Origin of the sequence: Rhodococcus sp. C3V, from assembly GCF_029269915.1 — a bacterium.
Taxonomy (GTDB): domain Bacteria; phylum Actinomycetota; class Actinomycetes; order Mycobacteriales; family Mycobacteriaceae; genus Rhodococcus_F; species Rhodococcus_F qingshengii.
The window spans coordinates 229,023-254,153 of the sequence record NZ_JARJBE010000001.1 but is presented as its reverse complement, the minus strand read 5'-3'; the positions used below and the strand labels follow the sequence as shown (position 1 = coordinate 254,153).

General features: G+C 62.8%; 25 protein-coding genes. 12 read left to right on the top strand and 13 right to left on the bottom strand.

Features of this window, described 5'->3' with window-relative positions; all coding sequences use genetic code 11:
- Positions 1-20: 20 nt before the first annotated feature.
- Positions 21-1,019, top strand: a complete 999-nt coding sequence (locus P3G66_RS01325) for an MDR family oxidoreductase (RefSeq protein ID WP_065351436.1) — start codon at positions 21-23, stop codon at positions 1,017-1,019.
- Positions 1,020-1,024: 5 nt separating this feature from the next.
- Here P3G66_RS01325 and P3G66_RS01320 read toward each other — a convergent pair whose 3' ends face one another.
- The gene (locus P3G66_RS01320) at positions 1,025-1,576 is read right to left on the bottom strand and encodes a ribonuclease H (protein WP_054188389.1); all 552 of its coding nucleotides are present in this window, start codon (positions 1,574-1,576) and stop codon (positions 1,025-1,027) included.
- 45 nt (positions 1,577-1,621) lie between these two features.
- Here P3G66_RS01320 and P3G66_RS01315 point away from each other — a divergent pair, with 45 nt between their 5' ends.
- From P3G66_RS01315 to P3G66_RS01305, 3 genes are all read left to right on the top strand, one after another.
- The gene (locus tag P3G66_RS01315; RefSeq protein ID WP_042448519.1) at positions 1,622-2,575 is read left to right on the top strand and encodes a DNA-3-methyladenine glycosylase; all 954 of its coding nucleotides are present in this window, start codon (positions 1,622-1,624) and stop codon (positions 2,573-2,575) included.
- A gap of 17 nt (positions 2,576-2,592) precedes the next feature.
- Entirely contained in the window at positions 2,593-3,243 is a 651-nt protein-coding gene (locus P3G66_RS01310; protein ID WP_003940212.1) for a pyridoxamine 5'-phosphate oxidase family protein, read from the top strand.
- A 111-nt stretch (positions 3,244-3,354) separates the two neighbouring features.
- Positions 3,355-3,852 (top strand): hypothetical protein, encoded by a 498-nt coding sequence (locus P3G66_RS01305; RefSeq protein WP_003940625.1) that lies wholly within the window; start codon positions 3,355-3,357, stop codon positions 3,850-3,852.
- A 7-nt stretch (positions 3,853-3,859) separates the two neighbouring features.
- Here P3G66_RS01305 and P3G66_RS01300 read toward each other — a convergent pair whose 3' ends face one another.
- The 5 genes from P3G66_RS01300 to P3G66_RS01280 are packed head-to-tail and all read right to left on the bottom strand — an operon-like array spanning position 3,860 to position 7,973.
- A complete protein-coding gene (locus P3G66_RS01300; RefSeq protein ID WP_003940184.1) occupies positions 3,860-4,249 on the bottom strand; it encodes a metalloregulator ArsR/SmtB family transcription factor in 390 nt (129 codons plus the stop codon).
- 60 nt (positions 4,250-4,309) lie between these two features.
- Positions 4,310-5,506 carry an acetyl-CoA C-acetyltransferase gene (locus tag P3G66_RS01295; protein ID WP_064114110.1) on the bottom strand — a complete coding sequence of 399 codons (1,197 nt, stop codon included), beginning with the start codon at positions 5,504-5,506 and terminating at the stop codon, positions 4,310-4,312.
- Between the two features lie 40 nt (positions 5,507-5,546).
- Positions 5,547-5,999, bottom strand: a complete 453-nt coding sequence (locus P3G66_RS01290; RefSeq protein ID WP_003940415.1) for a MaoC family dehydratase — start codon at positions 5,997-5,999, stop codon at positions 5,547-5,549.
- 44 nt (positions 6,000-6,043) lie between these two features.
- A complete protein-coding gene (locus P3G66_RS01285) occupies positions 6,044-6,790 on the bottom strand; it encodes a GntR family transcriptional regulator (protein WP_042448526.1) in 747 nt (248 codons plus the stop codon).
- Positions 6,791-6,821: 31 nt separating this feature from the next.
- On the bottom strand, positions 6,822-7,973 hold the full coding sequence (locus P3G66_RS01280) for an acyl-CoA dehydrogenase family protein (RefSeq protein WP_276116090.1): 1,152 nt from the start codon (positions 7,971-7,973) through the stop codon (positions 6,822-6,824).
- Positions 7,974-8,173: 200 nt separating this feature from the next.
- Between P3G66_RS01280 and P3G66_RS01275 the strand changes: the two genes are divergently transcribed.
- The 3 genes from P3G66_RS01275 to P3G66_RS01265 are packed head-to-tail and all read left to right on the top strand — an operon-like array spanning position 8,174 to position 11,296.
- On the top strand, positions 8,174-9,049 hold the full coding sequence (locus P3G66_RS01275; RefSeq protein ID WP_064443704.1) for a CoA ester lyase: 876 nt from the start codon (positions 8,174-8,176) through the stop codon (positions 9,047-9,049).
- Positions 9,046-10,044, top strand: coding sequence for a MaoC family dehydratase (locus P3G66_RS01270; RefSeq protein WP_030537188.1), 999 nt, complete (start codon positions 9,046-9,048; stop codon positions 10,042-10,044). The genes P3G66_RS01275 and P3G66_RS01270 overlap by 4 nt, the downstream gene beginning before the upstream one ends.
- A 31-nt stretch (positions 10,045-10,075) precedes the next feature.
- Positions 10,076-11,296, top strand: coding sequence for a CoA transferase (locus P3G66_RS01265; protein ID WP_276116089.1), 1,221 nt, complete (start codon positions 10,076-10,078; stop codon positions 11,294-11,296).
- Positions 11,297-11,362: 66 nt separating this feature from the next.
- Here the strand turns inward: P3G66_RS01265 and P3G66_RS01260 are convergent, their stop codons facing one another.
- On the bottom strand, positions 11,363-12,520 hold the full coding sequence (locus P3G66_RS01260; RefSeq protein WP_003940617.1) for an acyl-CoA dehydrogenase family protein: 1,158 nt from the start codon (positions 12,518-12,520) through the stop codon (positions 11,363-11,365).
- Between the two features lie 195 nt (positions 12,521-12,715).
- Here P3G66_RS01260 and P3G66_RS01255 point away from each other — a divergent pair, with 195 nt between their 5' ends.
- The 5 genes from P3G66_RS01255 to P3G66_RS01235 all read left to right on the top strand — a co-directional run bounded on the left by P3G66_RS01255 (position 12,716) and on the right by P3G66_RS01235 (position 18,919).
- On the top strand, positions 12,716-14,179 hold the full coding sequence (locus P3G66_RS01255) for an MFS transporter (protein WP_276116088.1): 1,464 nt from the start codon (positions 12,716-12,718) through the stop codon (positions 14,177-14,179).
- 134 nt (positions 14,180-14,313) lie between these two features.
- On the top strand, positions 14,314-15,444 hold the full coding sequence (locus P3G66_RS01250) for a thiolase family protein (RefSeq protein WP_276116087.1): 1,131 nt from the start codon (positions 14,314-14,316) through the stop codon (positions 15,442-15,444).
- 54 nt (positions 15,445-15,498) lie between these two features.
- Positions 15,499-16,263 carry an SDR family NAD(P)-dependent oxidoreductase gene (locus P3G66_RS01245; protein WP_003939944.1) on the top strand — a complete coding sequence of 255 codons (765 nt, stop codon included), beginning with the start codon at positions 15,499-15,501 and terminating at the stop codon, positions 16,261-16,263.
- A gap of 41 nt (positions 16,264-16,304) precedes the next feature.
- The gene (locus P3G66_RS01240; protein WP_276116268.1) at positions 16,305-17,960 is read left to right on the top strand and encodes an AMP-binding protein; all 1,656 of its coding nucleotides are present in this window, start codon (positions 16,305-16,307) and stop codon (positions 17,958-17,960) included.
- Positions 17,957-18,919 carry a nitronate monooxygenase family protein gene (locus P3G66_RS01235; RefSeq protein WP_042448540.1) on the top strand — a complete coding sequence of 321 codons (963 nt, stop codon included), beginning with the start codon at positions 17,957-17,959 and terminating at the stop codon, positions 18,917-18,919. The genes P3G66_RS01240 and P3G66_RS01235 overlap by 4 nt, the downstream gene beginning before the upstream one ends.
- Here the strand turns inward: P3G66_RS01235 and P3G66_RS01230 are convergent.
- The 6 genes from P3G66_RS01230 to P3G66_RS01205 are packed head-to-tail and all read right to left on the bottom strand — an operon-like array spanning position 18,916 to position 24,959.
- Positions 18,916-19,812 carry a LysR family transcriptional regulator gene (locus P3G66_RS01230; protein ID WP_003939949.1) on the bottom strand — a complete coding sequence of 299 codons (897 nt, stop codon included), beginning with the start codon at positions 19,810-19,812 and terminating at the stop codon, positions 18,916-18,918. The genes P3G66_RS01235 and P3G66_RS01230 overlap by 4 nt on opposite strands.
- A gap of 3 nt (positions 19,813-19,815) precedes the next feature.
- The gene (locus tag P3G66_RS01225; protein ID WP_007729501.1) at positions 19,816-20,718 is read right to left on the bottom strand and encodes a LysR family transcriptional regulator; all 903 of its coding nucleotides are present in this window, start codon (positions 20,716-20,718) and stop codon (positions 19,816-19,818) included.
- A gap of 30 nt (positions 20,719-20,748) precedes the next feature.
- The gene (locus tag P3G66_RS01220; protein WP_030537193.1) at positions 20,749-21,561 is read right to left on the bottom strand and encodes an enoyl-CoA hydratase-related protein; all 813 of its coding nucleotides are present in this window, start codon (positions 21,559-21,561) and stop codon (positions 20,749-20,751) included.
- Entirely contained in the window at positions 21,558-22,319 is a 762-nt protein-coding gene (locus P3G66_RS01215; protein WP_276116086.1) for a crotonase/enoyl-CoA hydratase family protein, read from the bottom strand. Before P3G66_RS01215 ends, P3G66_RS01220 begins: the two co-directional genes overlap by 4 nt.
- Before the next feature lie 37 nt (positions 22,320-22,356).
- Complete coding sequence (locus P3G66_RS01210; RefSeq protein ID WP_042448546.1) at positions 22,357-23,403, bottom strand: MBL fold metallo-hydrolase; 1,047 nt, start codon at positions 23,401-23,403, stop codon at positions 22,357-22,359.
- Positions 23,400-24,959 carry a long-chain-fatty-acid--CoA ligase gene (locus P3G66_RS01205; RefSeq protein ID WP_276116085.1) on the bottom strand — a complete coding sequence of 520 codons (1,560 nt, stop codon included), beginning with the start codon at positions 24,957-24,959 and terminating at the stop codon, positions 23,400-23,402. The genes P3G66_RS01210 and P3G66_RS01205 overlap by 4 nt, the downstream gene beginning before the upstream one ends.
- Positions 24,960-25,131: the final 172 nt, after the last annotated feature.

The following is a 25,131-nucleotide window of genomic DNA, read 5'->3' as shown; positions in this document are numbered from 1 at the left end:
AAGGCCTTTATGTTCGACCCATGACTACTTTCAACGCCTGGGTCGCCCGCGACAGCGACGGCACCATCGACTTCGCCCCCGAAACCGTCGACGAATCCTTCCTCCCGGCAGGTGAGGTCACCATTCGCGTCGAGTATTCGAGCGTCAACTACAAGGACGCGCTCGCGGTCACGCCGAAAGGCGGGGTGGTTCGCGATTACCCGATCGTCCCCGGTATCGACGTCGCCGGCGAGGTCATCGCCTCCGAGTCCGACGCATTCGCCCCGGGCGACAAGGTCGTCGCACATGGCTACGAGATCGGGACCGCCCGCAACGGCGGCTACGCCGAGATCGCCCGTTTGCCTGCCGAGTGGGTCGTGAAGCTCGACGGCATTTCCACCGCCGACGCTGCCGCGATCGGCACGGCAGGATTCACCGCAGCCATGAGCGTCCAAGCCATTCTGGCCAGCGGAGTGAAGCCCGCCGACGGTCCCGTCCTGGTGACGGGCGCGAGCGGCGGAGTCGGCACCGTCAGCGTCGACCTTCTGGCAAGCGCGGGCTTCGACGTGATCGCCTCCAGCGGCAAGCCCGGCGCGGCAGACCTTCTGACGTCACTCGGTGCGTCTTCGGTGATCGGCAGGCTTCCCGAGGATCCCGACGCCAAGCCTCGCCCGCTCGGAAAATCTCAGTGGGCGGCGGCCGTCGACTGCGTCGGTGGAAAGACCCTCGCTCACGTTCTGAGCACGATCAATTACGGCGGTGTTGTGGCCGCCAGCGGATTGACCGGCGGCGCCGCGCTGCCTACGACCGTGCTGCCGTTCATTCTCCGCGGAGTCTCACTGCTGGGCATGGACTCGGTATTGATGCCGATCGAACCCCGTCGCGCGCTGTGGGCCCGTCTGGGCTCCGACTTGGCCCCACGTCATCTGAAGGAGATCACGAACCTCGTTGCCGTCCGCGACGTCGTCTCGGTGATCGATCAGGTCCGCGAAGGCAAGTACACCGGCCGGGCGCTGGTTCAGGTTGCCGACGGATTCTGAACCGCTCAGAATAGTGTGAACAGATCTGCCGGTTCTTCGACCGTCGTGGACTTCTCCTTGTAAGGAGAGTTCACGGCGGTCGGTTCTTTCTTCACCGGGGCAGCAAGCGGGACCGATGCGATGTCCCCCGAGACGATGGCGCGTGCGGCTTCGCCGGCCAGCTTGTCTGCCATTTCGTTGTAGTGGTTGCCGACGTGCCCGCGCACCCAGCGAAAGCGCACCGGACCGACTCGATCGGTGATGGCTCGATCGATACTCTGCACCAGTTCGAGGTTCTTGACCGCCCCGCCGCTCGCGGTCTTCCAGCCCTTGCGCTTCCAACTGGGCAACCATTCGGAAGCGCACTTGATGGCGTACTGCGAGTCGGATTCGATGAGTAGAGGATCAGCACCGGGATGGGCGACGACGGCCTCGAACAGAGCACGCAACTCTGCAATCTGGTTGGTGCCGGACGCTTCTCCGCCGGACATGCTCGGACCCTCGTGATTGACCCACGCCCAGCCGATAGCCCCACCGGGGTTTCGCAGACAGGATCCGTCGGTGCTCACGATGATCATGGCTCGGACAATACGTTGCGCCACCGACACACGCCTTAACGGAGGATGGACGGTGGCGATACGCTGACCTCGATGACGCCGCTATCTCCGGTCGACGAAGTCACGGTGACTTCTCAGCGACCGCTCGATGCCGCGCTGACGCTCAGCCCGCATCAGCGCGGACCCGGCGACCCCGCACATCGACGGTCAGCCGACGGAGCGATCTGGCGAGTTTCCCGCCAACTTTCGGGTCCTGTGACCTACCGCATCACCCAGTCGGATCGCCACACGGTCCGGGTACAGGCCTGGGGTCCCGGCGCCACGGAATTCCTGACCGGCGCCGAAGCGCTGCTCGGTCTCGACGACGAAGCCGAAGATTTTGCCCCCGAACATCCCAAGCTCGCCGAAGCTCATCGACGCTTCCCTCATCTGCGCATCGGCCGCACCGGCCGCGTCATGGAAGCTCTCGTTCCCGCGATCCTCGAGCAACGAGTCCACGGCATCGACGCATTCGCCGCGTGGCGCCGCCTGCTGACCAAGTTCGGGGAGCGCCCACCCGGCCCCGCGCCCGACGGAATGCGGGTTCCACTCACCGCGGACCAATGGCGTCGAATGCCGTCATGGGAATTCCATCGCGCGAACGTCGATCCCGCGAGGTCCAAGACGATCGTTCAGTGCGCTCGCGTCGCCGACCGCCTCGAGCAGGCATCCACGTTCCCCAGGACCGAGGCGACCAAACGGTTGCGAGCGGTACCCGGCGTCGGGATCTGGACTGCCGCCGAAGTGGCTCAGCGTGCATTCGGCGATTCCGATGCACTCTCGGTCGGCGACTACCACCTTTCTGCCGTCGTCGGGTGGTCACTGCTGGGTGAACCGATCGACGACGCCCAGATGGTGCAGTACCTCGCTCCCCTTCAACCGCATCGATACCGCGCCGTGAGGCTTCTGCAGGTCAGCGGGCAAGCCGTCAAACCCAAGTTCGGTCCGCGAACTGCCGTTGCCGACCACCGTTGGCACTGAGCATCAGGAGTTGGAAAATGTCGACCCGATACGCACACATCGCCTTCTCCCCCGCTGCGGTGGAGCGTCAGCGGTCGACCGGAAGTTTCACCGTGTACGGTTCGAAACTCGATCAGCCCGACGAGGGCCCGATGGAATTCGATTTCCGCGCGCAGGGATTCGTGAAATCCGTGGATTCCTTCTTCATGTCCACGGTGACGCCCGACGGTTGGCCGTACGTCCAACATCGCGGCGGCCCGCGCGGATTCCTGCATGTGTTGGGCCCGAATCGAATCGGATTCGCCGATCTCCCCGGCAATCAGCAATTCGTGACGCTCGGCAATCTGGAAGAGAACAATCGCATCTCGCTGTTCGTCATCGATTACCCGACGCGAACGAGATTGAAGATCTACGGGCGCGCGCAGGTGATCGAAGCGGACGAGGACCCTGCACTACTGCAACAGCTCTTGCAAGTCCCCGGCGGCACCATGACGGCAAAAGCCCAGCGTTCCATCGTCATCGACGTCGAAGCGTTCGACTGGAACTGCAGTCGAAACATCACGCCACGCTTCGACAAGGAGCGCATGGACGAATCCCTCGCTCTGGCACGCCAACCCCTGCAAGCCGAGGTAGATCGGCTTACTGCCGAGGTCGAAGAATTGCGTGCGCGGTTGTCGAAAAACGAATGAGACTAGGCGGTTTCAGGGCACTCGGAGTCGGGTAGCCACCAAACACGGCCCGTCGCGCGGAGACGACGGGTCCCGTTGTGCCCGAGGAGGTCCGCACGATCGATCCAGACGGTGGAGTTCTGGTTAACGAACTGCACCGCCACCATTCACGACTGGTTCCACACAGACAGATTGGCCGTCCCCATGAAACTGTCCCGAACTCTCACCATGTCCGTACTCGTCGTCGCCGCAGTCGGCGCCGGAGCCGGCACCGCGGTCGCAGCGCCCCCGAATGCGGGCTTCGATCCGTCCCAACCCCTACTGACACCGACCGCAGAGTCGAACAGCCAGGCGGCGTTGATGCTCTTCCCCGGTAACGATCCGAAGCAGGCCGCGTTCGACACGATGGCCAACGAGGTCAATATCGGCTGGAACAACGGTGGTCTGCAGTCGACCCTGATCGGAGCCAACCTCGGCGTCGGAATCGGCTGCCTGTCGATCTTCCCGAACTTCATCGCCGGCTGCATCGTCGGTGGAGTCATCGGCACGGTTGCCGGAGTCGGCGCAGGAATCACCAACGGAAACCCGAACGCTGCGCCGGCCGTCGAGAAGTTCTTCGCGACTCCTTGAGTAGCGCTCAGCTGTGCGTGTGCCCGGGGGTGGGTGTCTCGTCGTGAAAATGTGTGGCGCCGATCGAATGCAGCAGCTGGTGAACGGTGTCGTCCGCCAGTTGGTATCGCATCGATCGGCCGTCGCGGGTCGCGCTCACCCACCCCTGGCTACGCAGTAGCCGCAGCGCATGTGAGACGGCTGTGCCGCTCATCCCCAGCGCCACGGACAAATCCGTGACGCAGATACCCGGTGCGTGATGAAGGCAGAGCAACAGACGCAGACGGTTGGTGTCGGAGAGAAGCTCGAAGCGACCGGACCAACTGGTGACATCGAGCCCCTCGAGTGCGGCCCTGGCGCGACGAACATCCTCGACGCTCAGCGCGCCACTGGTGTCTGCTGCGCCTGCATTCGTCAACCGACTGCCTCCGTAGAACTTCCGATCCCCCGCCGCAAGTGTACCCAGAAGCGAACCTCGTCAGGCAGACTCCACCACGGCCGCCATACCCTGGCCACCGCCGATACACATGGTCAACAGCGCTTTTCCGCCGCCGCGTCGGCCGAGTTCGTGAAGCGCGGTTGTTGCCATACGCGCACCCGTCGCTCCCACGGGGTGCCCGAGCGAGATGCCGGAACCGTTGACGTTCAGGCGATCGAGGTCCTCGAATCCCCATTCCTTCACGACGCCGAGAACCTGGCACGCAAACGCCTCGTTCAGCTCGACCAGATCGAAATCGGCAAAGCGTGCCCCGGTGCGAGCAAACAGTTTCGAGACGGCGGCAACCGGCCCGAGGCCCATCAGCGCCGGTTCACAACCGGCCGCGGCCCAACTGTCGAGGAACCCGATGGGTTCCAGCCCCAGCTCGTCCAGACGATCCTCGGCGACAACCAACATCGCTGCCGCAGCGTCGTTCTGCTGGCTGGCGTTACCGGCGGTCACGACGCCTCCCTCGGTCACCGCACGCAGCCGTGCCAGGGTTTCGAGTGAGGTATCCGGACGAATCCCCTCGTCAGCACGAAACTGTGTGACGTTCCCTTTTCGATCCGTCAGTTCGACGGCGACGATTTCGGCATCGAAGCGGCCGGATTCTCTTGCCAGTGTTGCCTTTCGGTGGCTGTCGACGGCGAAGGTGTCCGACTCTTCCCGCGTGATCCCGCAGCGTGTCGCGACGTTCTCGGCCGTTTCGATCATTCCGCTGATCCGACCGAATCGCCACTCGGGGTGCGAGCGCTCGCGGCCACGATCGAGGCGGTCGAACAGTTGCAGCCCACCGGATCTGGTGCCCCACCGCGCTCCGGTGGTGTAGTGCTCGATCCCGCTCATCGATTCGACGCCACCCGCGAGAACCACGTCGGCCGCACCCGTCTGGACCATCATGGCCGCGGAAACGATGGCCTGCAGACCCGTTCCACATCGGCGATCCGTCTGGAAGCCGGCTACCGAAATCGGCAACCCGGCCTCGAGCGCCGCCCACCTTCCGATGCACGGTGCCTCCGAATTGGCATACGACTGCCCCATCGCGACGTCGTCGATGCGGGACGGATCGATTCCGCTACGACGCACGGTCTCCTTGACGACGGTGGCAGCCAGACTTTCCGCAGGCACGTCACGAAGTGCCCCTCCGAAACGGCCCACCGCGGTTCTGACCGGCGCGACCAATGCTGCTCGTTTCACAACTGACCTCGAATCTCGTTCTGGAAGAATGGAAAAGGATTCAGGAGACCAACAGGCGCACGGTATCCGCTACCAGCGCAGGTTTACCCGCTCCTTCGATTTCGATCGTGTACCGCACGACTATCGTCGCGCCCTTCGCGGTGCGCTCGAAGGAAAGAATCTCCGCACCTGCCCGCACCGAAGAACCGACCTTGACCGGTTCGGGGAATCGCACCTTGTTGCTTCCGTAGTTCACGGTCATGGAGATTCCGTCGACACGCATCACCTGAGCGCCGAGCACCGGCAACAACGAAAGAGTCAGATAGCCGTGGGCGATGGTGCCGCCGTACGGACCCTGCGCTGCGCGCTCGGGATCCACGTGAATCCACTGGTGATCCTCGGTGGCGTCGGCGAACTTGTCGATCCGATCCTGTGTGACCGGGAACCACGCGCTGTAGCCCAAGTGCTCACCGACAGCCGTCTCTACTTCGTCGATTCCGTTGAAAATTCGCATAGTTCTCTCCTGAAAGGTGTTGAACAGCAAAGAAAAGTGCAGCGCTAATGTGCGCCGCGGCGCAGCGTGACCCGATACGTGTACTGCTCCGGCAAGAAATAGCTCACCGACAACTCGTTGGCAACGCCCTGCGCGTTGGAGTACAAACGGTCCACCCGCAACATGGCGTGGCCGATTTCGCAATCGACGTCCCTGGCAACGTCCGCCGTGGCCGGGGACACCGTGATCGATTGTGCTGCTTCGACAATCGGACTGTCGATCAGCGGTTCCAGCAAGCCGATCACCGTATTGGCGCTCACCGCACCGGCCGCCATGGCGGGCAGGTCGATGATCTGCCGCGCGATCGCCTCCGGCAGATGCGCCGTCGTCTGCACGAACGGAACTCCCTCGTGTATCCGCCGGAAGACCACGGTGTACACGACGTCGGTGTCGAGCCGAAGCCGACTGGCCGCCTCGATGTCCACGCGCCGGTGCAGCGGTGACACCACTTCCATCGTCGTGTCCCGCGAAAGGTTCATGAGATCTTCGATGGATCCGAGATGACGGAGATAGCGGCCGCTGTTCTCGGTCACGAACGTTCCGCGCCCGGGTACTCGGTACACGATGCCCTCGGCAACCAGATCGTGAAAGGCTCGGCGGACCGTCTGCCGACTCACGCCGTGATGCTGCGCCAGTTCGGATTCGGTGGGCAGTTGAATGCCGTCGCGGTAGGTACCGGCAGAGATCTGCTGACGAAGCTCACGAGAGAGGCGTTGGTACGCCGGCTCCGTCTCTCTTTCCTTACCGCTCATAGCGACATGATCCTACTTGCTCACCGATCCGTCACAGACCGCCGCGGGCAACCAGCTGCGAAACGATCACGTTGCGCTGAATTTCGTTGGTTCCCTCCCCGACGATCATCAGTGGTGCATCACGGAAATACCGCTCGACGTCGTACTCCGTCGAATAGCCGTAACCGCCGTGGATGCGGACGGCGGACAAAGCGATTTCCATCGCCACCTCGGAGGCGTACAGCTTGGCCATGCCTGCCTCCATGTCGCACCGCTCGCCGCTGTCGTACATCTGCGCCGCGTGCCACGTCAGCTGCCGTGCGGCCGTCAGCTTCGTTGCCATGTCGGCGAGGTAATTGCCGATCGACTGGTGCTTCCAGATCGGCTGGCCGAAGCTCTCGCGCTGCTGCGCGTAGGCAAGTGAATCCTCGAGTGCGGCCGTGGCGACGCCCAGTGCGCGGCAAGCCACCTGGATACGGCCGGTCTCGAGTCCCTTCATCATCTGCCCGAAGCCCTTTCCGGGAGTACCGCCCAGAATGGCCGACTCGGAGATGCGGTAATTGTCGAAGGCCAGTTCACAACTCTCAACGCCCTTGTATCCGAGCTTCGGGAGGTCGCGGGAGACGGTCAGCCCTTCGCCGTGCTCGACGAGAACGATCGAGATGCCCGCATGACGAGGGCTTGCGCTTGGATCGGTCTTGCACAGCAAGGCGATCACGCCGGATCGGCGGGCATTGGTGATCCATGTCTTGGCGCCGTTGACGACCAGATCTGTGCCGTCGCTCTTGGCGTTGGTTGTCATGGCCTGCAGATCGGAACCTCCGCCGGGCTCGGTGAGGGCCATCGTTGCCCGGATCTCGCCGGTTGCCATTCGCGGCAGGTACTTCACCTTCTGCTCTTCGGTACCGAACAGCGAGATGAGTTTCGCGACCACCGTGTGACCGCCCATCGCCCCCGCCAGGGACATCCATCCGCGTGACAGTTCCTGCGTCACCTGCGCATAACAGGGCATGGACACCGGCGATCCGCCGTACTCCTCGGGAATCGCGAGCCCGTAGATCCCGATCTGCTTCATCTGATCGATCCACTTCTCGGGATACTCGTTCGCGTGCTCCACCTCCTGGACCGTGGGCTTGACCTCTCGGTCGACGAACCGGCGCACGGTTTCGATCAGGAATGTCTCTTCGTCGTTGAGCTTGAGCATGAATCCGCCTCGACTTGAAATAAGTTTGTACGGCCATATTTCGATATTGTTCGCGCAATGTCAATACCGCGCCTTGACATCGATACGCAGCAACTGCCAGCATCGAGGCAGTTCGGTGCACATCAACGCCGTTCACGGCAGCTCATCCACTTCACAACTGGCCGTACATTTGATTTCCAGATCGAGGTAATCGACACACTATGGACGAGAACCACTACCGCGCCACCAGACGTCGCGCGTCCCTGGTCGCGCCGGGTTCAGACGAGCGCAAGGCACGCAAAGCACTCTTCTCGAACGCAGACGAGGTGATTCTCGACCTCGAAGATGCCGTCACTTCGGCGAACAAGAACCTGGCGCGAACCCTCGTGAGCACCTTGGTGCACGAGTTCGGTAGGGCGCGCACCATCTCGGTCCGAATCAACGGCCTGACCACACCATGGGCCCGCGACGACCTGATCGCCTGCGGCGCCCTCGGAGAATCGCTGACGAGCGTGATCGTCCCGAAGGTCGAGTCCGCCGACGAACTACTCGAGGCCGAGCACATCCTCTTCACTGCCGGTGGGCACCACACCACCCTGCAAGCCCTGATCGAAACTCCGCTCGGCGTCCAGAATGCCGACTCCATCGCCCGCGCGACTCCTCGTCTCCAAGCCGCGATCATCGGATACGCCGATCTCGGTGCAGCGCTCGGCCGTTCACGCTCGGCACTGCCTGAACACTGGCTTGCCGTCCAGGACAGAATTCTGATCGCCTGCCGCGCAGCCGGCGTCGCAGCCATCGACGGGCCCTTTCTCGGCATCACCGACGACGACGCTTTCCGCCGCGCCGCGCACTGGACCAGCGCTCTCGGGTTCGACGGCAAATGGGTCATCCACCCGGCGCAGATCGACTCGGCCACTACCGCATTCACTCCTTCGGACGACGCCGTCAATGACGCCCGACGGGTACTGACCGCACTCGAAGAAGCCGAAACCCTGGGTTCGGGTGCCGCCCAACTCGACGGCCAGATGCTCGACGAAGCTGTGGCCGTGGCAGCGCGTCGTACGCTTGCCCGAGCCGAAGGAGTCACCGTATGAGCGAGCACTACGTGGGAGGCCCGTACTTCGACGAGCTCACCCATGGTCAGATCTTCGACGAAGCGCCCGCGGTGACGTTGACCAGTGGACTCGCCGCCTCCCATCAGGCGATCCTCGGTGACCGCATGCGCCTGCCTCTCGACGCACACTTGTCGTCGAGCGTCACGGGTTCCGGTGCACCAGTGGCAAATCCAGGACTGGTCACCGACATCGCCATCGGCCAGTCAACCGTGGTCACACACCACGTCAAGGCGAACCTCTTCTACCGTGGACTGCGATTCCACCGTTTCCCGGTACTCGGCGACACCCTGTACACGCGCACCGAGGTTGTCGGTCTACGCGAGAACTCGGCCAAGCCGGGACGCGGCGCCACCGGACTTGCCGCGCTACGGATGACGTCTGCTGATCAGAACGGCAACACGGTCCTCGACTTCTACCGCTGCGCCATGCTCCCCCTGAGCCCCGACCCGATCGAGGCGAGAACTCGCCACGCCGACGACCTCGGGGCGATCGGTCCGTCCGAACCGGCTCCGTACGTATCACCTGACGGTTGGGACCTCGACACGTATCGAGAGCGGGTACCCGGCAGGCACTTCGATTCCGATTTGGTGGGCTCCGTCTTCCACAGCAGCGGCGACGTCGTCTCCAGCGCACCCGAACTTGCCCGGCTGAGCTTGAACATCGCAGCGACGCACCACGACGATCGCGTCGGCGCCCACGGTCGCCTCGTCTACGGCGGCCACACCATCGGGATCGCACTCGCCCAGGCGACTCGCGCTCTGCCCAACGTGGTGACGGTTCTCGGGTGGCACTCGTGCGATCACACCGGACCCGTTCACGAGGGCGATACCCTCACGAGCGAACTGCACGTCGAAAACTCGTCGCCCCTCGAACACGGAACTGCAGTGCAACTGCGTTCGCTCGTGTTCTCCCACAATGCTTCTGCAACACAAACTCCGGTTCTCGACTGGCGTTTCACCGTGTTGATGGCATGAGCACACACTCTTCTATCACGGAGGACCACACATGACTCAGAGCCCAGGCCCGCTGTCCGGGCTTCGCATCGTCGAGGTCTCGAGCTTTGTCGCCGCGCCGCTGTGCGGACTGACGCTCTCCCAACTCGGCGCCGAGGTGATCCGGATCGACCCGATCGGAGGTGCCTCCGATTACAACCGCTGGCCCGTCACAGACAAGGGCGAGAGCATCTACTGGACCGGACTCAACAAAGGCAAACGGTCACTGTCAGTGGACATGCGCGCCGAACGCGGCCAAGAACTGATACGCCAACTGGTCACGGCGCCGGGACCTGGCGGCGGAATCCTGGTCACCAACGCCGGCGGCCGTAAGTGGATGAGCCACGACTCCCTGGCCCAGTTGCGTAGCGACGTCATCACCCTCGAGATCCTCGGACACCGCGACGGCAGCCCCGGAGTCGACTACACGGTCAACGCCGCCTTGGGATTTCCACAGATCACCGGCCCCGCCGACTACGCCGGAGTTGTCAACCACGCACTGCCCGCCTGGGACGTCGCATGCGGGCTCTACGCCGCCCTGTCGATCACTGCCGCAGTGCGCCAACGTGACTCGACCGGACATGGATCTCGGATCACGCTCCCACTCGAAGACGTCGCATTGGCCACCGCGGGAACCCTCGGTTACCTCACCGAAGTACAAGTGAACGGTCGCAGTCGCGAGTCCGGCGGAAACGCCGTCTACGGCACGTACGGAATCGATTTCGTCTCCAGCGACAACGACCGGTTCATGATCGTTGCACTCACTACCCGCCATTTCCGCGACCTTGCGTCGGTCACCGGCACCACGGCGGCTGTCGACGCTGTCGAAGCTGCACTCGGAGCCGACTTCTCCGCCGAAGCGGATCGCTACCGTCATCGAGAGGTACTCACTGCTCTGTTCTCACATTGGTTCCGGGAACACAGCGGCGCCGAGATCGCTGCAGCGCTGGACACATCGTCGGTTCTGTTCGAGAGGTACCGCAGTTTCGAGGAAGTGGTGAAATCTGGCGAACTGGACAACAACCCGATGTTCTCCGCACTCGATCAACCTCGAATCGGAAGCTACCTGGCTGCCGCCAATCCTGCCTCGTTCGACGGCGCACACCTGGGTACCGGACCCGCCTCCGAGGTCGGCGGCGATTCGATCGCGGTGCTCGCCGACATCCTCGGAACCAACGCCGATCACGCATCGACGCTGATCGCGGACGGCGTAATCGGGGTTCCGGCGAACTGACCTACCCGGAAGATGTTTTCGGCCTCGGAACATTTGTTCCGAGGCCGAAAACATGTCGAGAGTGCGTCAGAGACCAAGATCCTTCGCGATGATGGTCTTCATGACTTCACTTGTGCCACCGTAGATTCGTGTGACACGCGTGTCTGCGTAAAGACGCGCGATGGGATACTCGGTGATGTAGCCGTACCCGCCGTGCAATTGGAGGCACTTGTCGATCACTCGACCTGCCGCCTCGGTGCAGAACAGTTTCGCCTTCGCTGCGTCGGGAATCGTCAGAGTGCCGCGGTCATGACATTCGAGTGCGTTGTCGGACACCAGCTGGATGGCATCAACCTCGGTAGCGCATTCGGCCAGAACGAATTTGGTGTTCTGGAAGGCCGCGACCGGCTTGCCGAACACCTTGCGGTCCTTGACGTAGTCGATGGCAAAGCGAAGCGCTGCACTGGCAGTGGCGGCCGCTCCGAACGCGATGGTCAACCGCTCCTGAGCCAGGTTGTGGGTCAGATAGCTGAAGCCGTCGCCCTCTTCTCCGAGTCGGTCCTCGACGGGCACCTTGACGTCGACAAACGAAAGCTCCGCAGTGTCGGAGGTCTTGAGCCCGATCTTGTTGATCTTGCGCCCCACCGAGTATCCGGGCGACGACGTATCGATCACCAGAATCGACAACCCCGTGCGCCGGTTCTCCGCTGTGCTGGGCGCGGTACGGCACACCACCAGGACGCGGTCGGCAAGTACTCCACCGGTGATGAACGTCTTGGAACCATTGACCACGTAGTGCGTACCGTCCTCCGACAGCTTGGCCGTGGTCGCGATGTTCGCCAGATCCGATCCTGTTCCCGGTTCGGTCATCGCAATCGCGAACATCAGATCTCCGGAAGCGAAGCCCGGCAACCAGCGGCTCTTCTGTTCTTCGTTCGCGTACTCGAGCAGGTAGGGCAGGATCAGGTTCGTATGCACCGACTGCGAGCCGAACGACGCCCCGGCGGCAGCAACTTCCTCGGCGACGACGACGTTGAACTTGAGCGACTTCTCGCCGCCTCCGCCGTATTCTTCCGGCACCTGAATTCCGAGTACGCCCAGCTCTCCGAGTCGTCGGTAGAAGTCACGGGGCGGGTGACCGTCCTCTTCCCACTTCTCGTGAACCGGGGTTACTTCCTTCGCGATGAAATCGCGAACGGTTGCCCGGAATGCCTCGTGATCCTCGTTGAACACGGTGCGCTGCATGTATGAACTCCAGTCGGTCAAGGGGACAGGGTGATCCTGATCTCACCTTGCCTCAATGTTCCGCATTCGATCCAACACTCATCGGCTATGCGTCCGATAGGGCGTACCAATATGGCCTGACCTGCGATACATAGGCAACCGCTATCGTTCCGATCATCGACGCGACATTGCTCAAAGTGATCCAGAACACGTTGAATGAGTCAGCCGGCAAACACACCACCATCGATCGCTTCGAGGCCGCGCTTCGAGCACGATCGCATCCGCCCACCAGTCTCGAAGGGACGCCACGTGACCCCCATCGCGCCACAGCGTAACGACGTCCAGCCCGAAGCAACAGCAACGCCAGATTCGTCAGCAGTTCCCGTCTTCGGTACCCGCAAGCGTGCGTGGACGATGACCGGGCTCGTCGTTTTCCTCTACATCGTCAACTACGCGGACAAGGCAGTCCTCGGAATCATCGCTCAGCCCCTCGCTCGTGAGCTCGGACTGAAGTCTTCGCAAATCGGCATGGTCGGCTCGCTCTTCTTCCTGATGTTCTGCATCGGTGGATTCCTCGCCGGACCGCTCAACAAGTACCTGACCCTGCGTTGGGCGCTGTTGATCCTGGCCGCAATCTGGTCCGTGGTCATGCTCCCCCTCGTTCTCGGCGCCAGCCTCGCGATGTTGATCGTCTCGCGCATGCTCCTCGGATTTGCCGAAGGCCCCAGTTCGGCGCTGATGCACACCGCGGCGTACTCGTGGCACCCGCCGGCCAAGCGCGGCCTTCCCGGCGCAATGCTCGCCGGATCTGCCTCTGTCGCAAAGATCGCCCTCGCGCCGGTACTGACCTTCATCGCCGTTCATTACGGCTGGCGCGCAGCAGTTCTCTCGCTCTCCGTTCTCGGTCTCGTGTGGATGGGTTGCTGGCTGGCCGGTTGGTCCGAGGGCCCGTACACGAGCAAGTCCGTCAAGGCGACCAAGACTGCAGATACAGAAGCAACCGAGGCAGCCGGGACAGCCACGAAGGCGGTCACCGAGCCCAACGTGCCGTGGCGCAAGATCCTGCTCTCCCGCACCTTCGTCAGCTGCTGCTTCCTCATCGCGACCATCTACGCGCTGACCACCGTCGTTCTCACCTGGTTGCCGTCGTACTTCGAGGTCGGCCTCGGATACAGTGCGATGCAGGCCGGTTCGATGTTCGCGCTGCCCTCGATCGTCGGTCTCGTCCTCATGATCACCTCCGGTTCCGTCACGGACAAGTTGATCGGCCGCGGCTTCACCTCTCGTACGGTTCGCGTCATCGTTCCCTGTGTCGGCGTTCTGATCTGCGGATCGATTCTCCTGTTCCTGCCACAGATCTCCACCCCCATCGTCGCTGTCGCCATGGTCTCGATCGGCTACGGGTTCTCGGCAATCACCTTCCCGCTCATCAACGCTGCGATCTCGGAGCTGTGCCCGCCGCAGCAGACTGCCGGAACGATGGGATTCTTCCTCGCCATCATGTCGATCGGTGGCCTGATTGCTCCTTACGCAACGGGAGTCATCGTGGACAACGCTGCAACCCCGGCCGACGGTTACGCCCAGTCCTTCCAGGCAATCGGCGTCATCGGAGTGATCGCCGCGGTTCTGGTCCTCGTCTTCGCCAATCCCGAGCGCGATCGCAAGCTCATCCGAGGCTGAGTACTCCACGTATAGCCATTCGCTAACAAAGCCATTCACCGAAAGACATTGCCGGGTCGACCCGCTCGTGATCGACTCGAGACACGCCCCGACCGCACAGTCGCAGAACCGGGCACGAACAGCAGGAGAGATACATGCGAGATGCCGTCATCGTCGACGCAGTACGTACACCGATCGGCCGTCGCGGCCGCGCCCTCTCGGAGATCCATCCGGCCGAGTTGTCCGCCCGTGTACTGCGTGCGCTCGCTGAACGGACCGGACTCGACGCGGCGACGGTCGACGACGTGATCTGGGGTTGCGTCAGTCAGGTCGGCGAGCAGGCCGGAAGCATCGCCCGCACAGCGGCACTCGCTGCCGGCTGGCCCGACAGCGTTCCCGGCGTCACACTGACCCGGGCCTGCGGATCGAGCCAGCAGGCAGTTTCCTTTGCTGCGGCCACCGTCATCTCCGGTCAGAACGACGTGGTCGTAGCCGGAGGCGTCGAATCGATGTCACGAGTACCGATGGGTACCGCCAGCAAGAACGGTGAGCATTTTCCGGCTTCGGTACTCGAACGCTACGGGGTGGACGGTTTCAGCCAGGGGACCGGCGCCGAGATGATGGCCCGGAAATGGGCACTCACACGAACAGCTCTGGACGAATACTCCCTCCGCTCACACGAACTCGCGGCCCGTGCCACCGATGAAGGGGCATTCACCGGGCAGATCACTCCGATCGCGGGCTTGTCCCAGGACGAAGGCATTCGGCGAGGCGGAAGTGTGGAGTCGCTCGCGAAGTTGCCCCCGGCCTTCGACGCCGACGGTGCCATCCACGCCGGCAACTCTTCTCAGATCTCCGACGGGGCGGGCGCCACACTCGTCACGACCAGCGAGTACGCCCGGGCACGTGGGTGGAAGCCGCTCGTTCGTATTCACACCGCAGTGGTCGCAGCCGACGACCCGGTCATCATGCTCACCGGTCCGATTGCCGCCACCGCAAAGGCATTGGATCGCTCCGGATTGTCCATCGACGACATCGGCGCCTTCGAGATCAACGAGGCATTCGCCCCCGTCCCGCTTGCCTGGCAGGCTGAAACCGGCGCAGCCATCGATCGTGTGAATCCGCTCGGCGGCGCTATCGCGGTCGGCCACCCACTCGGCGGATCAGGTGCGATCTTGATGACTCGCCTGGCACATCACATGCGCGACAACGGAATTCGCTACGGTCTCCAGTCGATGTGCGAGGCCGGCGGCATGGCCAATGCGACCATTCTCGAATTGATCTGACCCGACAACGCTTTCGGGCCGACACGTCATCCAGCAGGAAAGAAGAATTGATCCATGAAACTCGAGGGACTTTCCACCGCGATCACCGGCGGCGCTTCAGGCCTCGGCCTGGCAACCGCTCGACGGCTGCTCGACGCCGGAGCGCAGGTCACGTTGATCGATCTGCCTTCGTCCGACGGTAAGCAGGTGGCGGCCGATCTCGGTGCTGCCGCACAATTCGCCCCGGCCGACGTCACCGACAGCGAACAATTCGCCGAAGCACTCGACGCGGCGCACGAGCGCGGCGGCCTCCGCGGCGTCGTCCACTGCGCGGGTGCCGGGCGTCGTATGCGCATTCTCGACAAGGACGGAAAAGCCGGATCGGTCGAAGATTTCGAGTTCGTCGTCAAGCTGAATCTTGTCGGTTCGTTCAACGCACTCCGTCTCGGCGCCGAGCGGATGGCGGAACTCGACGCCGTGGACGGTGAGCGAGGTGCCATCGTCATGACGGCGTCGGTCGCAGCATTCGAAGGTCAGATCGGTCAGATCAACTACACAGCGTCCAAAGCCGGCATCGTCGGTATGACGGTCACCGCTGCCCGCGATCTCGCCAGCCGCGGAATCCGCGTAAACACCATTGCTCCCGGCATCATGGACACTCCCCTGCTGGCGCGCCTACGCGAAGACGTGCGCACGGCCCTCGAAGCCTCTGTTCCCAATCCCTCACGACTGGGTCGTCCGGACGAGTTCGGCCAGCTCGCCGTCTCGATGCTCGAGAACGGCTACCTCAACGGCGAGACCATCAGACTCGACGGCGCTATCCGAATGGCTCCCCGGTGACGGGCACCAGCGTGATCGCCAATCCACAACTGCGGCACAACATGCAATACCCGGATACCACCATGGCGTACTGGGCGCCCAGCATGGCGGCACTCTACGGTGATCGCCTCGCCGTCGTGGACGGCGAGCGCACGTGCACGTTCCGCGAACTCGGTCAGCGCAGTGCACAATTCGCCGGCGCACTGCGGCAGGCCGGGGTCGGCGTCGGCGATGTCGTGTTGCTACACCTCGGCAACTGCGTCGAGTTCCTCCAGGCCTACTACGGCTGCCTGCAGGCCGGGGCGACAGTCACATTGGTCAATCCGCTGCAACCAGAACTTGGACTGCGCAAGCAGATCGAGGAGACGTCCGCCGTTGCTGCGGTCACTCAGAGTTCGCAGCTGCACATACTGCTCGCGGCCTCTTCCGGAACCTCCGTGCGTACGATCGTGATGGTCCAGGACACCGAGGGCGCGCTCGACACACCGGAGTCGGTCGTCGCATTCGACTCCTTCATCGCGGATCTACCCACCGAATTCACCCCTGCCTCGGTTCGTAGCGACGACATCGCACACATCGCGTTCACCGGCGGAACCACCGGAGTCTCCAAAGGTGTTCGTGTTCTTCACCGCAACGTCGTCGGCAACATCACGCAGATGTGTGGGTGGAGAACCGGTCACGAGTTGGAAGCAGGTCCTGACGGTCTCGTCACGCCTCGACGCATCGACGGCCTCGACGTGCTCGGTCCGACGCCCGGGACCGGGGCGACCATCGTGGTCTCCCCTCTCTTCCACGCACATTCGTTGCTCAACACGTCGTTCCTGTTGATTTCCGGTCTCACCCAGGTGTTCGCCGGTCGGTTCGAACCCGGCCGGATGCTCGAGCTGATCGAAAAGCACGAGGCCACCTATCTCACCGGGTCTCCCGCCATGTGGCACGCACTGTCGGTTCATCCCGACGCTACGGTGCGCAACACCGACAGCGTGTGCGTCGTGTCTTCGGGTGCCGCCCCGATCGACAGTGTCACGCTCGCCGCACTCCGCCGGGCATTTCCCAAAGCGCTCGTCGTCGAAGGGTACGGGCTGACCGAGGCCACCTGTGTGGTCACGGCCGCTCCGCTGATCAACGGCTCGGAATATCGGCAGAGCAGCGTCGGCCTCCCGATCTTCGACACCGAAATCCAGATTCGCGATCAGCTCGACCGGAAGACCGTTCTGGGCGAGAACGAACGCGGCGAACTGTGGGTGCGTGGGCCTCAGGTCACCGACGGCTATCTCGGACACCCGGAAACCACCGCAGAACAGTTCGTCGACGGCTGGTTGGACACGGGAGACATCGCGTACCTGGACTCGGACGGATACCTCTTCATCTGTGACCGGGCCAAGGACATGCTCATCTACAAGGGGTACAACGTCTATCCGCGGGAACTCGAAGAGATTCTGGTTTCGCACCCGGCGATCTCGACTGCCGCGGTCGTCGGCCGCGAAGTGGGGAGCAACGGCCAGGAGCCCGTAGCCTTCGTGGTGATGATTCCGGGCGCCGAGTTCGACGCCGAGCAGATCAAGGCGTTCGTCGCCGAGCAGGTGCTGCCGTACAAGAAGATTCGCGAAGTCGTCGAGGTAGAACTCCTTCCGACATCGGCTGCCGGTAAGGTCCTCAAGACCGACCTCCGCTCGAGACTTCTCGAATCCGTCGATCAGAAAGGCGGTTCCAGGTGACGACCTTCGCAGACCTGACGTCGCAACTGCGTGTCCCGGTTCTCGCTTCACCGATGTTCATCATCTCGACTCCTGACCTCGTCATCGCGCAGTGCACCTCTGGCATCATCGGGTCCTTCCCGGCACTGAATGCTCGTCCGCAGTCAGCACTTCGGGATTGGCTCAAACTGATCACCGTGGCTCGTGAGGAACATGATCGTGAGCACCCGGAGAATCCGTCGGCGCCATTTGCCGTCAACCTCATCGTCCACCGGTCCAACAACCGCCTGGAAGAGGATCTGGCGACCATCGCCGAGTTCGAGGTTCCGATCGTCATCACGTCCCTCGGCGCTCGCACCGACATCAACGACGCAGTCCACGCATACGGCGGAATCGTTCTCCATGACGTCATCGACAATCGCTTTGCACGCAAGGCGATCGAGAAGGGCGCCGACGGACTGATCGCGGTAGCTGCCGGGGCCGGTGGTCATGCCGGTAGGCAGTCGCCGTTTGCCCTGATTCGGGAGATTCGTGAGTGGTTCGCCGGTCCACTGCTGTTGTCAGGTGCCATCGCTCATGGTGATTCGATTCTCGCTGCGCTCGCGGCCGGGGCCGATTTGGCATACGTCGGATCAGCTTTCATCGCAACCGAAGAGGCTAACGCGGATCCTGCGTACAAGGAGATGATCGTGGGTTCAGGGGCCTCCGACATCGTCTATTCCAACCTGTTCACCGGAGTACACGGAAACTACCTGCGGGGCAGCATCGTTGCCGCCGGCTTGGACCCCGACAACCTGGCCGAATCCGATCCATCCGCAATGAGTTTCGCGACCAACGACACCGATACCAAGGCCTGGCGTGACATCTGGGGCGCCGGACAGGGCATCGGAGCGATCGATGCAGTCCTTCCGACGCATGCAGTAGTAGAGCGTCTCGCCGCCGAGTACTCTGCCGCGCGAGAACGAATCTGCCGACTCTAGTGCTGTGACCGGCGTTCGTCGGACAGGTACTCGTGGATCAGGTTCACGAATACCTGTCCCACCGGCGACAACGTCGAGGGGTCGAAGGCGAGACCGTACGCACGCAGGAATCTCGGCTCGCAGGCCCGTTCCACCACCTGACCAGGCATCGATTTCGCCACCGAGCGCTCGACCAACGAACCGCCGAGTCCGGCGATGACCATCGGGAGCCGCGACTCCCGTTGCTCGGTCACCACCGCGAGTTCCGTTCTGGTACCGGCCTTTCGGATCGAATCTTCGATCGCGTCACCCATCGCTGCCCCGCGAGGAACGAATACCATGGGAATGTCCGGCATTTCCGAAAGGCGTACCGGCCCCTCGGGTAGTTCCGTTCCCGCCGGGTAGACCAGGCGGTATTCCTGCTCCCCCAATTCGACGATTTCGAGCCCTTCGCCCGCCTCGAGCGGCAGATGAGCCACCGCGAATTCGCAGTGGCCGTCCCGGATGAGACTTTCCAGATTGTCCTCACGCTCGAGTTCCGAGAATCTGACTCGTGCTTGCGGATACCGTCGACAGAACTCCGCAATCAGATCGACGATCGTCCCCGAGGTCAGTGCAGGGAAAGCCATGATGTCGAGGCGACCGACGATGGCGCCATCGGATGCCGTCAACTGTTCAGCCGCCGCAGCTACGTCTCGCAAAACCTGTCGACTCGGGCCGACCAGACTGCGACCGGCAGCACTGAGCACCATGCCGCGCCCGATGCGGTGGAACAGCCTCACTCCCAGTTCACGTTCGAGCCCGCGCAACGCTTGTGACACGGTCGGCTGAGCAACGCCGAGAGCCGCTGCGGCGCCGTTGATCCCCTTGTTCTCGACCACTGCGAGGAAGTACTCCATCTGCCGGAACTCCACAGTTCACTCCTCTTCCGTGGACGGAACGGCGGAGGTGGCCATTTCCGCAGCCGTCGCGATGAATGCAGCGGCCGCCGGGGATTGCTCGCCCGAGCGATAGACGATACCGACGTCGCGTGTCAGCGGCGGATCGAAGGAGAAGGCGCAGACGTCTGTCATCTGCTGTTGTGCAACCCTTCTCGGCACTACAGTGGCGCCGATTCCTCGACGCACGAGTTCCCACGTGGTCACAGGGTGGACACAGTCCACGACTACGTTCTCGGCGCCTTCGCTGAGCAAGCCCCGGAACTGATTCGATTGATCACCGAGATCGACCACAAGCGGCAAACTGTGCAAGAGCGCTCGCGGAACCGGATCCGCCAACGGCGTTGCAAGTCGGCCGGACAACGACGCATGGGTGGCGAGCACCAACTCCTGAGTGGCAATCGGAGCCGTGACCAAACCTTCGTACCCGATACTCAGATCGGTGACGCCGACCTCGGCCGACCCTCGCCGCAACGCATTGTCGACCCCGGCCGGGCCGTACGTGTCGAGAACACGCACGACGATCTTCGGGAAGTTGGCCCGGAATCGCCGGACCAACTCGACCATCGGATCGATCGAGAACGCCGAGTACGAGACGACGTCGACACGACCGAACTCGAGTTCGCGAACGGCGGTCACTTTCGCCTTCGCGCGCTCGACGTCGGCAAGGATTCTCCTGGCCGCGAGATCGAACGTGCGGCCCGCGTCGGTAAGAACCAACCGCCTGCCCGTCCGGTCGAACAGCGTGGCGCCGAGTCGACGCTCGAGCGTACGAATTGCCTGTGACAGAGAGGGCTGCGAAATGTAGAGAGCCTGAGCGGCCTTCGTTATCCCACCGTGGTCGACAACAGCGACGAAGTAGGTGACGAAGTGCAGATCCACTCATCCATCATACGACCAGCGATCCGTCGCTCACTCCACCCGAGTTGCCCCTGGTACGGCCCACTCTCCGGTGAAGATCGGCTCCCGCTTTTCCACGAAGGCACGAACCGCGTCGGTGGCATCCGTCGCAAAATTGACCGCTTGCGCCCTCGCCTCGTTGTCCAAGGCCTCCCGCAACGAGAGGGAGGTGTGACGTTCGAGCATGGCGGCAGACTGACTCAGTGCGGCCGGCGGGCCGGCGGCGAGCCGCTGCGCCAGTGTTGACGTGTGTTCGTCCAGCTCGGCCGGTTCGACCAGATAAGTCACCAACCCGAGCTCGTAGGCTTCCTGTGCGTCGATCGTCTCGGCAAGCATCACCAGTCGCTTGGCTTGTTGGAGGCCGACCAGTCTCGGCAGGATCCACGAACCACCGAAGTCGACAGACAACCCCCGTTTGGCAAAGATCTGGCTGAACTTCGCACCCTTGGCCGCCACGACGAAGTCGCAGAGCAACGCCATGTTCCATCCGGCTCCGACGGCAAACCCGTCGACCTTCGCCACCAGAGGTTTGGGAAACTCACTCAGTGCGATTGCCGTTGCGTTGATGACACGCATGCGATCGAGCGGGTGCGACGAGCCACGCTTGTCCAGATCGGAGCCCGCGCAGAAGGTCCCATCCGCGCCGGTCAGGATCACCGAGCGAATCTGCGCGTCCTCTTGAAGTTCGAGGACTGCTTCACGTAGAGCGATCCAGGCGTCGAGATCGAGAGCGTTGCGGCGGTGCGGCCGACAGAGAACAATCGTCGCGACAGCACCGTCTCGTTCGATGCTTACGGCCGCACGCTCGATCGTCTCGGCACTCATGAACCACTCCACACGGGAGAGCGCTTCTCGGCAAATGCCGTGGCGCCCTCCTTGGCATCACGAGAGGTGAAGACCGGATCGATGAATTCGCGTTGCGCCACAAAGGCATCCGGATCGGTGTACTTGGCGGACATTGCCAGTACCTGCTTGGTCGCGCGAACAGCCAGTGGACCGTTAGCCGCTACTCGGGCCGCAAGCTCGCGTGCGACGGTCAGCGCCTGTCCCGGTTCGGCGAGCCGATTGACCAAGCCGTGATGGTGCGCCACGGTGGCACTGAGCGGATCCCCCGTGATCGCGATTTCCATGGCCAACTGATACGGAAGAATTTTCGGCAGACGTAGGAGTCCGCCGGCGGCCGCGGCAAGTCCCCGCTTCACCTCGGGCAGGCCGAATTTCGCGTCCGTGGACGCCACGATCAAGTCGGCCGCCAAGGCCAGTTCGCAACCGCCGGCGAGTGCCCAACCTTCGACGGCTGCGATCAGCGGCTTCGACGGCGGAGCCTCGGTCAGACCGGCAAAACCACGACCCGGTAGCGATGGCCGCTCTCCGCGCGCAAATCCCTTCAGATCCATACCGGCGCAGAAGGTTCCACCAGCTCCGGTCAGAATGCCGATGGTGAGATCGGGGCGTTCCTCGAACTCGTCGATGGCCGCAGCCAAGGCTTCGGCAAGTTCGAGATTGACCGCGTTCTTGGCCTCGGGACGATTGAGGGTGATGACGGCAACGCCGTCGGCGAAGTCGGTGAGCACGACGCTCATGTTCGGTTCCTACTTCCGTGATGAGATTCTTGAAAGGTCACTGCGCGCGAATGCTCCAGCGCACGGGTGTGCCGCCGGACGGTGTCACGATCTCCCGCTTGGCCAAAACAACAAGATGAGCATGGGTTTCGCGGACTGCCAAGCGAAGTAGTCGCGGCGACATCTGTTCGAACGGGCGAGACCAGGAGATCGTGCGTGAGAGTTCCCAGGCCGTGGATTCGGGCTCATCCTGCACCGCAGCCACGATCTCCGCCAATCGCTCCTCGTGGTGCCCCATCAATTGACGTGCACGATCGGCGATCCCACGGAATCGATATTCATGTGCCGGAAGCACTTCGCACTCGCCCAGTGTTGTCGTCGCCTCGAGCGAGAGAAGATAACGATGAAGTGGGTTCTCGAGTTCACCGGGAATCGTGGAGATGTTCGGGCTGATCCTCGGCAGCATGTGATCGCCGCTGAACAACAAGCCTCTGGCCTCTTCCACGAAGCAGAGATGTCCGGGAGTGTGCCCCGGTGTCCACTGGGCGCGGAGATTCCAACCGGGCAGGTTGAGTGAATCCCCATCTCCCAGAACAATGTCGATGGTTTCGTGCTCGGCGAACCGCACCAGGTCGACCCGAGACGCGTCGAGCACTTCGGCCGGTGCGCCGAGTTCGGACAATTGCAGGTTCCAGCCACTGATGTCGTCGCGGGTCTGCTCGGGACCGTGGTATCCGAGGAGCGTCGCGTCGGCCACATGCATCGCAAGCGTTGCGCCGCTGACCTGCCGAAGACGCGGCGCCAGGCCGAAGTGATCGGGATGCAGGTGCGTGATTGCCGCATAGCGCACTTCGGAAACGTGGTATCCGATCGATGCTATGCCGTCGACGAGAGCCTGCCAGGACTGTTCGTGATCCCAACCGACGTCGATGAGGGCAAGTCCGTCGTCGAGCGCGAGTGCGTAGACGAGTACGTAACGCAAAGGGTTGTCCGGCATGGGAACGGGGATCGACCACAATCCGTCCCGCACCTGTTCGACCGGTGGAAGGACTTTGTTCGCCCATGCCTCACGTTGTGCGACACCGACGTCTTCGGTCACGATCATGATGCTTCTCCGCTCGCGTTCAGCATGGTCCGCAGGCTCGACTTGAGCAGTTTTCCGCTCGCGTTGCGAGGTAGGGAGTCCACGAAATGGATCTGGCGAGGTTTCTTGTACGACGCCAACTTCGCTGTGCTGAAAGCGATCAACTCGTCGACGCTCGGCACGTCGGCACCGTCGACCAGTTTGACCACTGCGGTCACGGATTCACCCCAGCGCTTGTCGGGAACCCCGACCACCGCGACCTCGGCGACCGAGGGGTGCTCGGCCAGAATGGATTCCACCTCGATCGGATAGACGTTCTCTCCGCCGGTGATGATCATGTCCTTGAGTCGATCGGTGACGAACAGATACCCCTCGTCGTCCAGATGGCCGGCGTCCCCCGTTCGGAGGAAACCGTCGTGGGTGAACAATTCGGCGGTCTCACGGTCACGTCGCCAGTATCCGCGAGTGTTGTTTCTACTGCGCGCGACGATCTCACCGGAATTATTGGGCGGCAATTCCTCACCAGTGGTGACGTCTCGAATCGAGATCTCGACGCCGATCATCGGCTTGCCCGCAGAGCGAAGCAACTCCGAACGCGGCCCGCTCACATGATGGTCGTAAGCACGAAGGACGGATACCGAACCCGTCGTCTCGGTCATCCCGTATCGCTGAACGAATTTGCAGTTCAAGACAGTCATCGCGTGGGCGAGGAGCGCCGGAGTGATCGGTGACGCCCCATAGGCGACCACCTCCAGGCTGGTCAGATCGAAACTGTCGAGAGTCGGCAGATCTACCAGCGTCTGAATGACTGCAGGCACCAGAAATGCGTGGGTGACGCGGTGGGTCGCGATGGCATCAGCGACCCGAGCCGGCGCCATGTCTCCGAGCAGCACCAAAGGCACTCCGGCCGACAAGCATGTACTCATCCAGCCGGCACCGGCGATGTGAAAGAGGGGAAGTGCATCGAGTGCGACTGCATTCGAACCGAATTCGTAGACATCGAACCCCTCGGGCTCGTTGTACAGATTCCGGTGCGTGGCCACGACGCCCTTGGGCCGGCCGGTTGTCCCGGACGTGTACAGCTGCAGAACTGCTGCGTCCGGATCGTGCCCGTGTCCGGGGTCGACACCGGTACCTGATGCCACGAACTCCGCCCAGGTTCGCGAATCCGGCAGGCCCCCTGCAGCTCCCACGGTTATGACCTCGATGTCCGGCAACGCTGCGGACATCGCCGCCGCCCCCGCGGCGAACTCGTCATCGACGATCAAGACGTCGAGCTCCGCGTCCTCGGCGATGTCGACGAGTTCGAGTGGGTTGAGCCGCCAGTTCAACGGTATGAACACAGCGCCTGCCTTCGCACATGCGATGAAGGTTTCCGCACCTTCGAGCCCCATACGCAGTAGCGCACCGACACGAGCACCCGTTGTGGTCACTTCTGCCAGCACACTCGCCAAGGTGCTGGTCTCGCCATCCAGCTCAGCCCAAGTCAACGTTCGGTCGCCGCACGTGATTGCCGGATCGGACGGCCGTGTCGACGCCGAGTGGCGTATCCGGTTGGGTAGGTGAAGCTCGCTCACATCACGCTCCTGTGTTCCAGGTACTCACCGAGCACGAACCGCGGTCGGTGGTACTGGAACAGTCGACCATCGCTATGGCCTGCGCCACAAAGACGAGAAGGCGCACAGAGCCATAGCTCAGACCTATGTCCGCAGGTCGCAGCAAGTCACCGCCGCCAAGGCTCCGTCATCT

What these genes read in the sequence shown, in the direction of transcription:
- P3G66_RS01325 (WP_065351436.1), top strand. Translation starts at nt 21, where the DNA reads ATGACTACTTTCAACGCCTGGGTCGCCCGCGACAGCGACGGCACCATC.
- P3G66_RS01320 (WP_054188389.1), bottom strand. Translation starts at nt 1,576, where the DNA reads ATGATCATCGTGAGCACCGACGGATCCTGTCTGCGAAACCCCGGTGGG.
- P3G66_RS01315 (WP_042448519.1), top strand. Translation starts at nt 1,622, where the DNA reads ATGGACGGTGGCGATACGCTGACCTCGATGACGCCGCTATCTCCGGTC.
- P3G66_RS01310 (WP_003940212.1), top strand. Translation starts at nt 2,593, where the DNA reads ATGTCGACCCGATACGCACACATCGCCTTCTCCCCCGCTGCGGTGGAG.
- P3G66_RS01290 (WP_003940415.1), bottom strand. Translation starts at nt 5,999, where the DNA reads ATGCGAATTTTCAACGGAATCGACGAAGTAGAGACGGCTGTCGGTGAG.
- P3G66_RS01285 (WP_042448526.1), bottom strand. Translation starts at nt 6,790, where the DNA reads ATGAGCGGTAAGGAAAGAGAGACGGAGCCGGCGTACCAACGCCTCTCT.
- P3G66_RS01280 (WP_276116090.1), bottom strand. Translation starts at nt 7,973, where the DNA reads ATGCTCAAGCTCAACGACGAAGAGACATTCCTGATCGAAACCGTGCGC.
- P3G66_RS01275 (WP_064443704.1), top strand. Translation starts at nt 8,174, where the DNA reads ATGGACGAGAACCACTACCGCGCCACCAGACGTCGCGCGTCCCTGGTC.
- P3G66_RS01270 (WP_030537188.1), top strand. Translation starts at nt 9,046, where the DNA reads ATGAGCGAGCACTACGTGGGAGGCCCGTACTTCGACGAGCTCACCCAT.
- P3G66_RS01265 (WP_276116089.1), top strand. Translation starts at nt 10,076, where the DNA reads ATGACTCAGAGCCCAGGCCCGCTGTCCGGGCTTCGCATCGTCGAGGTC.
- P3G66_RS01260 (WP_003940617.1), bottom strand. Translation starts at nt 12,520, where the DNA reads ATGCAGCGCACCGTGTTCAACGAGGATCACGAGGCATTCCGGGCAACC.
- P3G66_RS01255 (WP_276116088.1), top strand. Translation starts at nt 12,716, where the DNA reads ATGAGTCAGCCGGCAAACACACCACCATCGATCGCTTCGAGGCCGCGC.
- P3G66_RS01250 (WP_276116087.1), top strand. Translation starts at nt 14,314, where the DNA reads ATGCGAGATGCCGTCATCGTCGACGCAGTACGTACACCGATCGGCCGT.
- P3G66_RS01245 (WP_003939944.1), top strand. Translation starts at nt 15,499, where the DNA reads ATGAAACTCGAGGGACTTTCCACCGCGATCACCGGCGGCGCTTCAGGC.
- P3G66_RS01240 (WP_276116268.1), top strand. Translation starts at nt 16,305, where the DNA reads ATGCAATACCCGGATACCACCATGGCGTACTGGGCGCCCAGCATGGCG.
- P3G66_RS01220 (WP_030537193.1), bottom strand. Translation starts at nt 21,561, where the DNA reads ATGAGTGCCGAGACGATCGAGCGTGCGGCCGTAAGCATCGAACGAGAC.
- P3G66_RS01215 (WP_276116086.1), bottom strand. Translation starts at nt 22,319, where the DNA reads ATGAGCGTCGTGCTCACCGACTTCGCCGACGGCGTTGCCGTCATCACC.
- P3G66_RS01210 (WP_042448546.1), bottom strand. Translation starts at nt 23,403, where the DNA reads ATGATCGTGACCGAAGACGTCGGTGTCGCACAACGTGAGGCATGGGCG.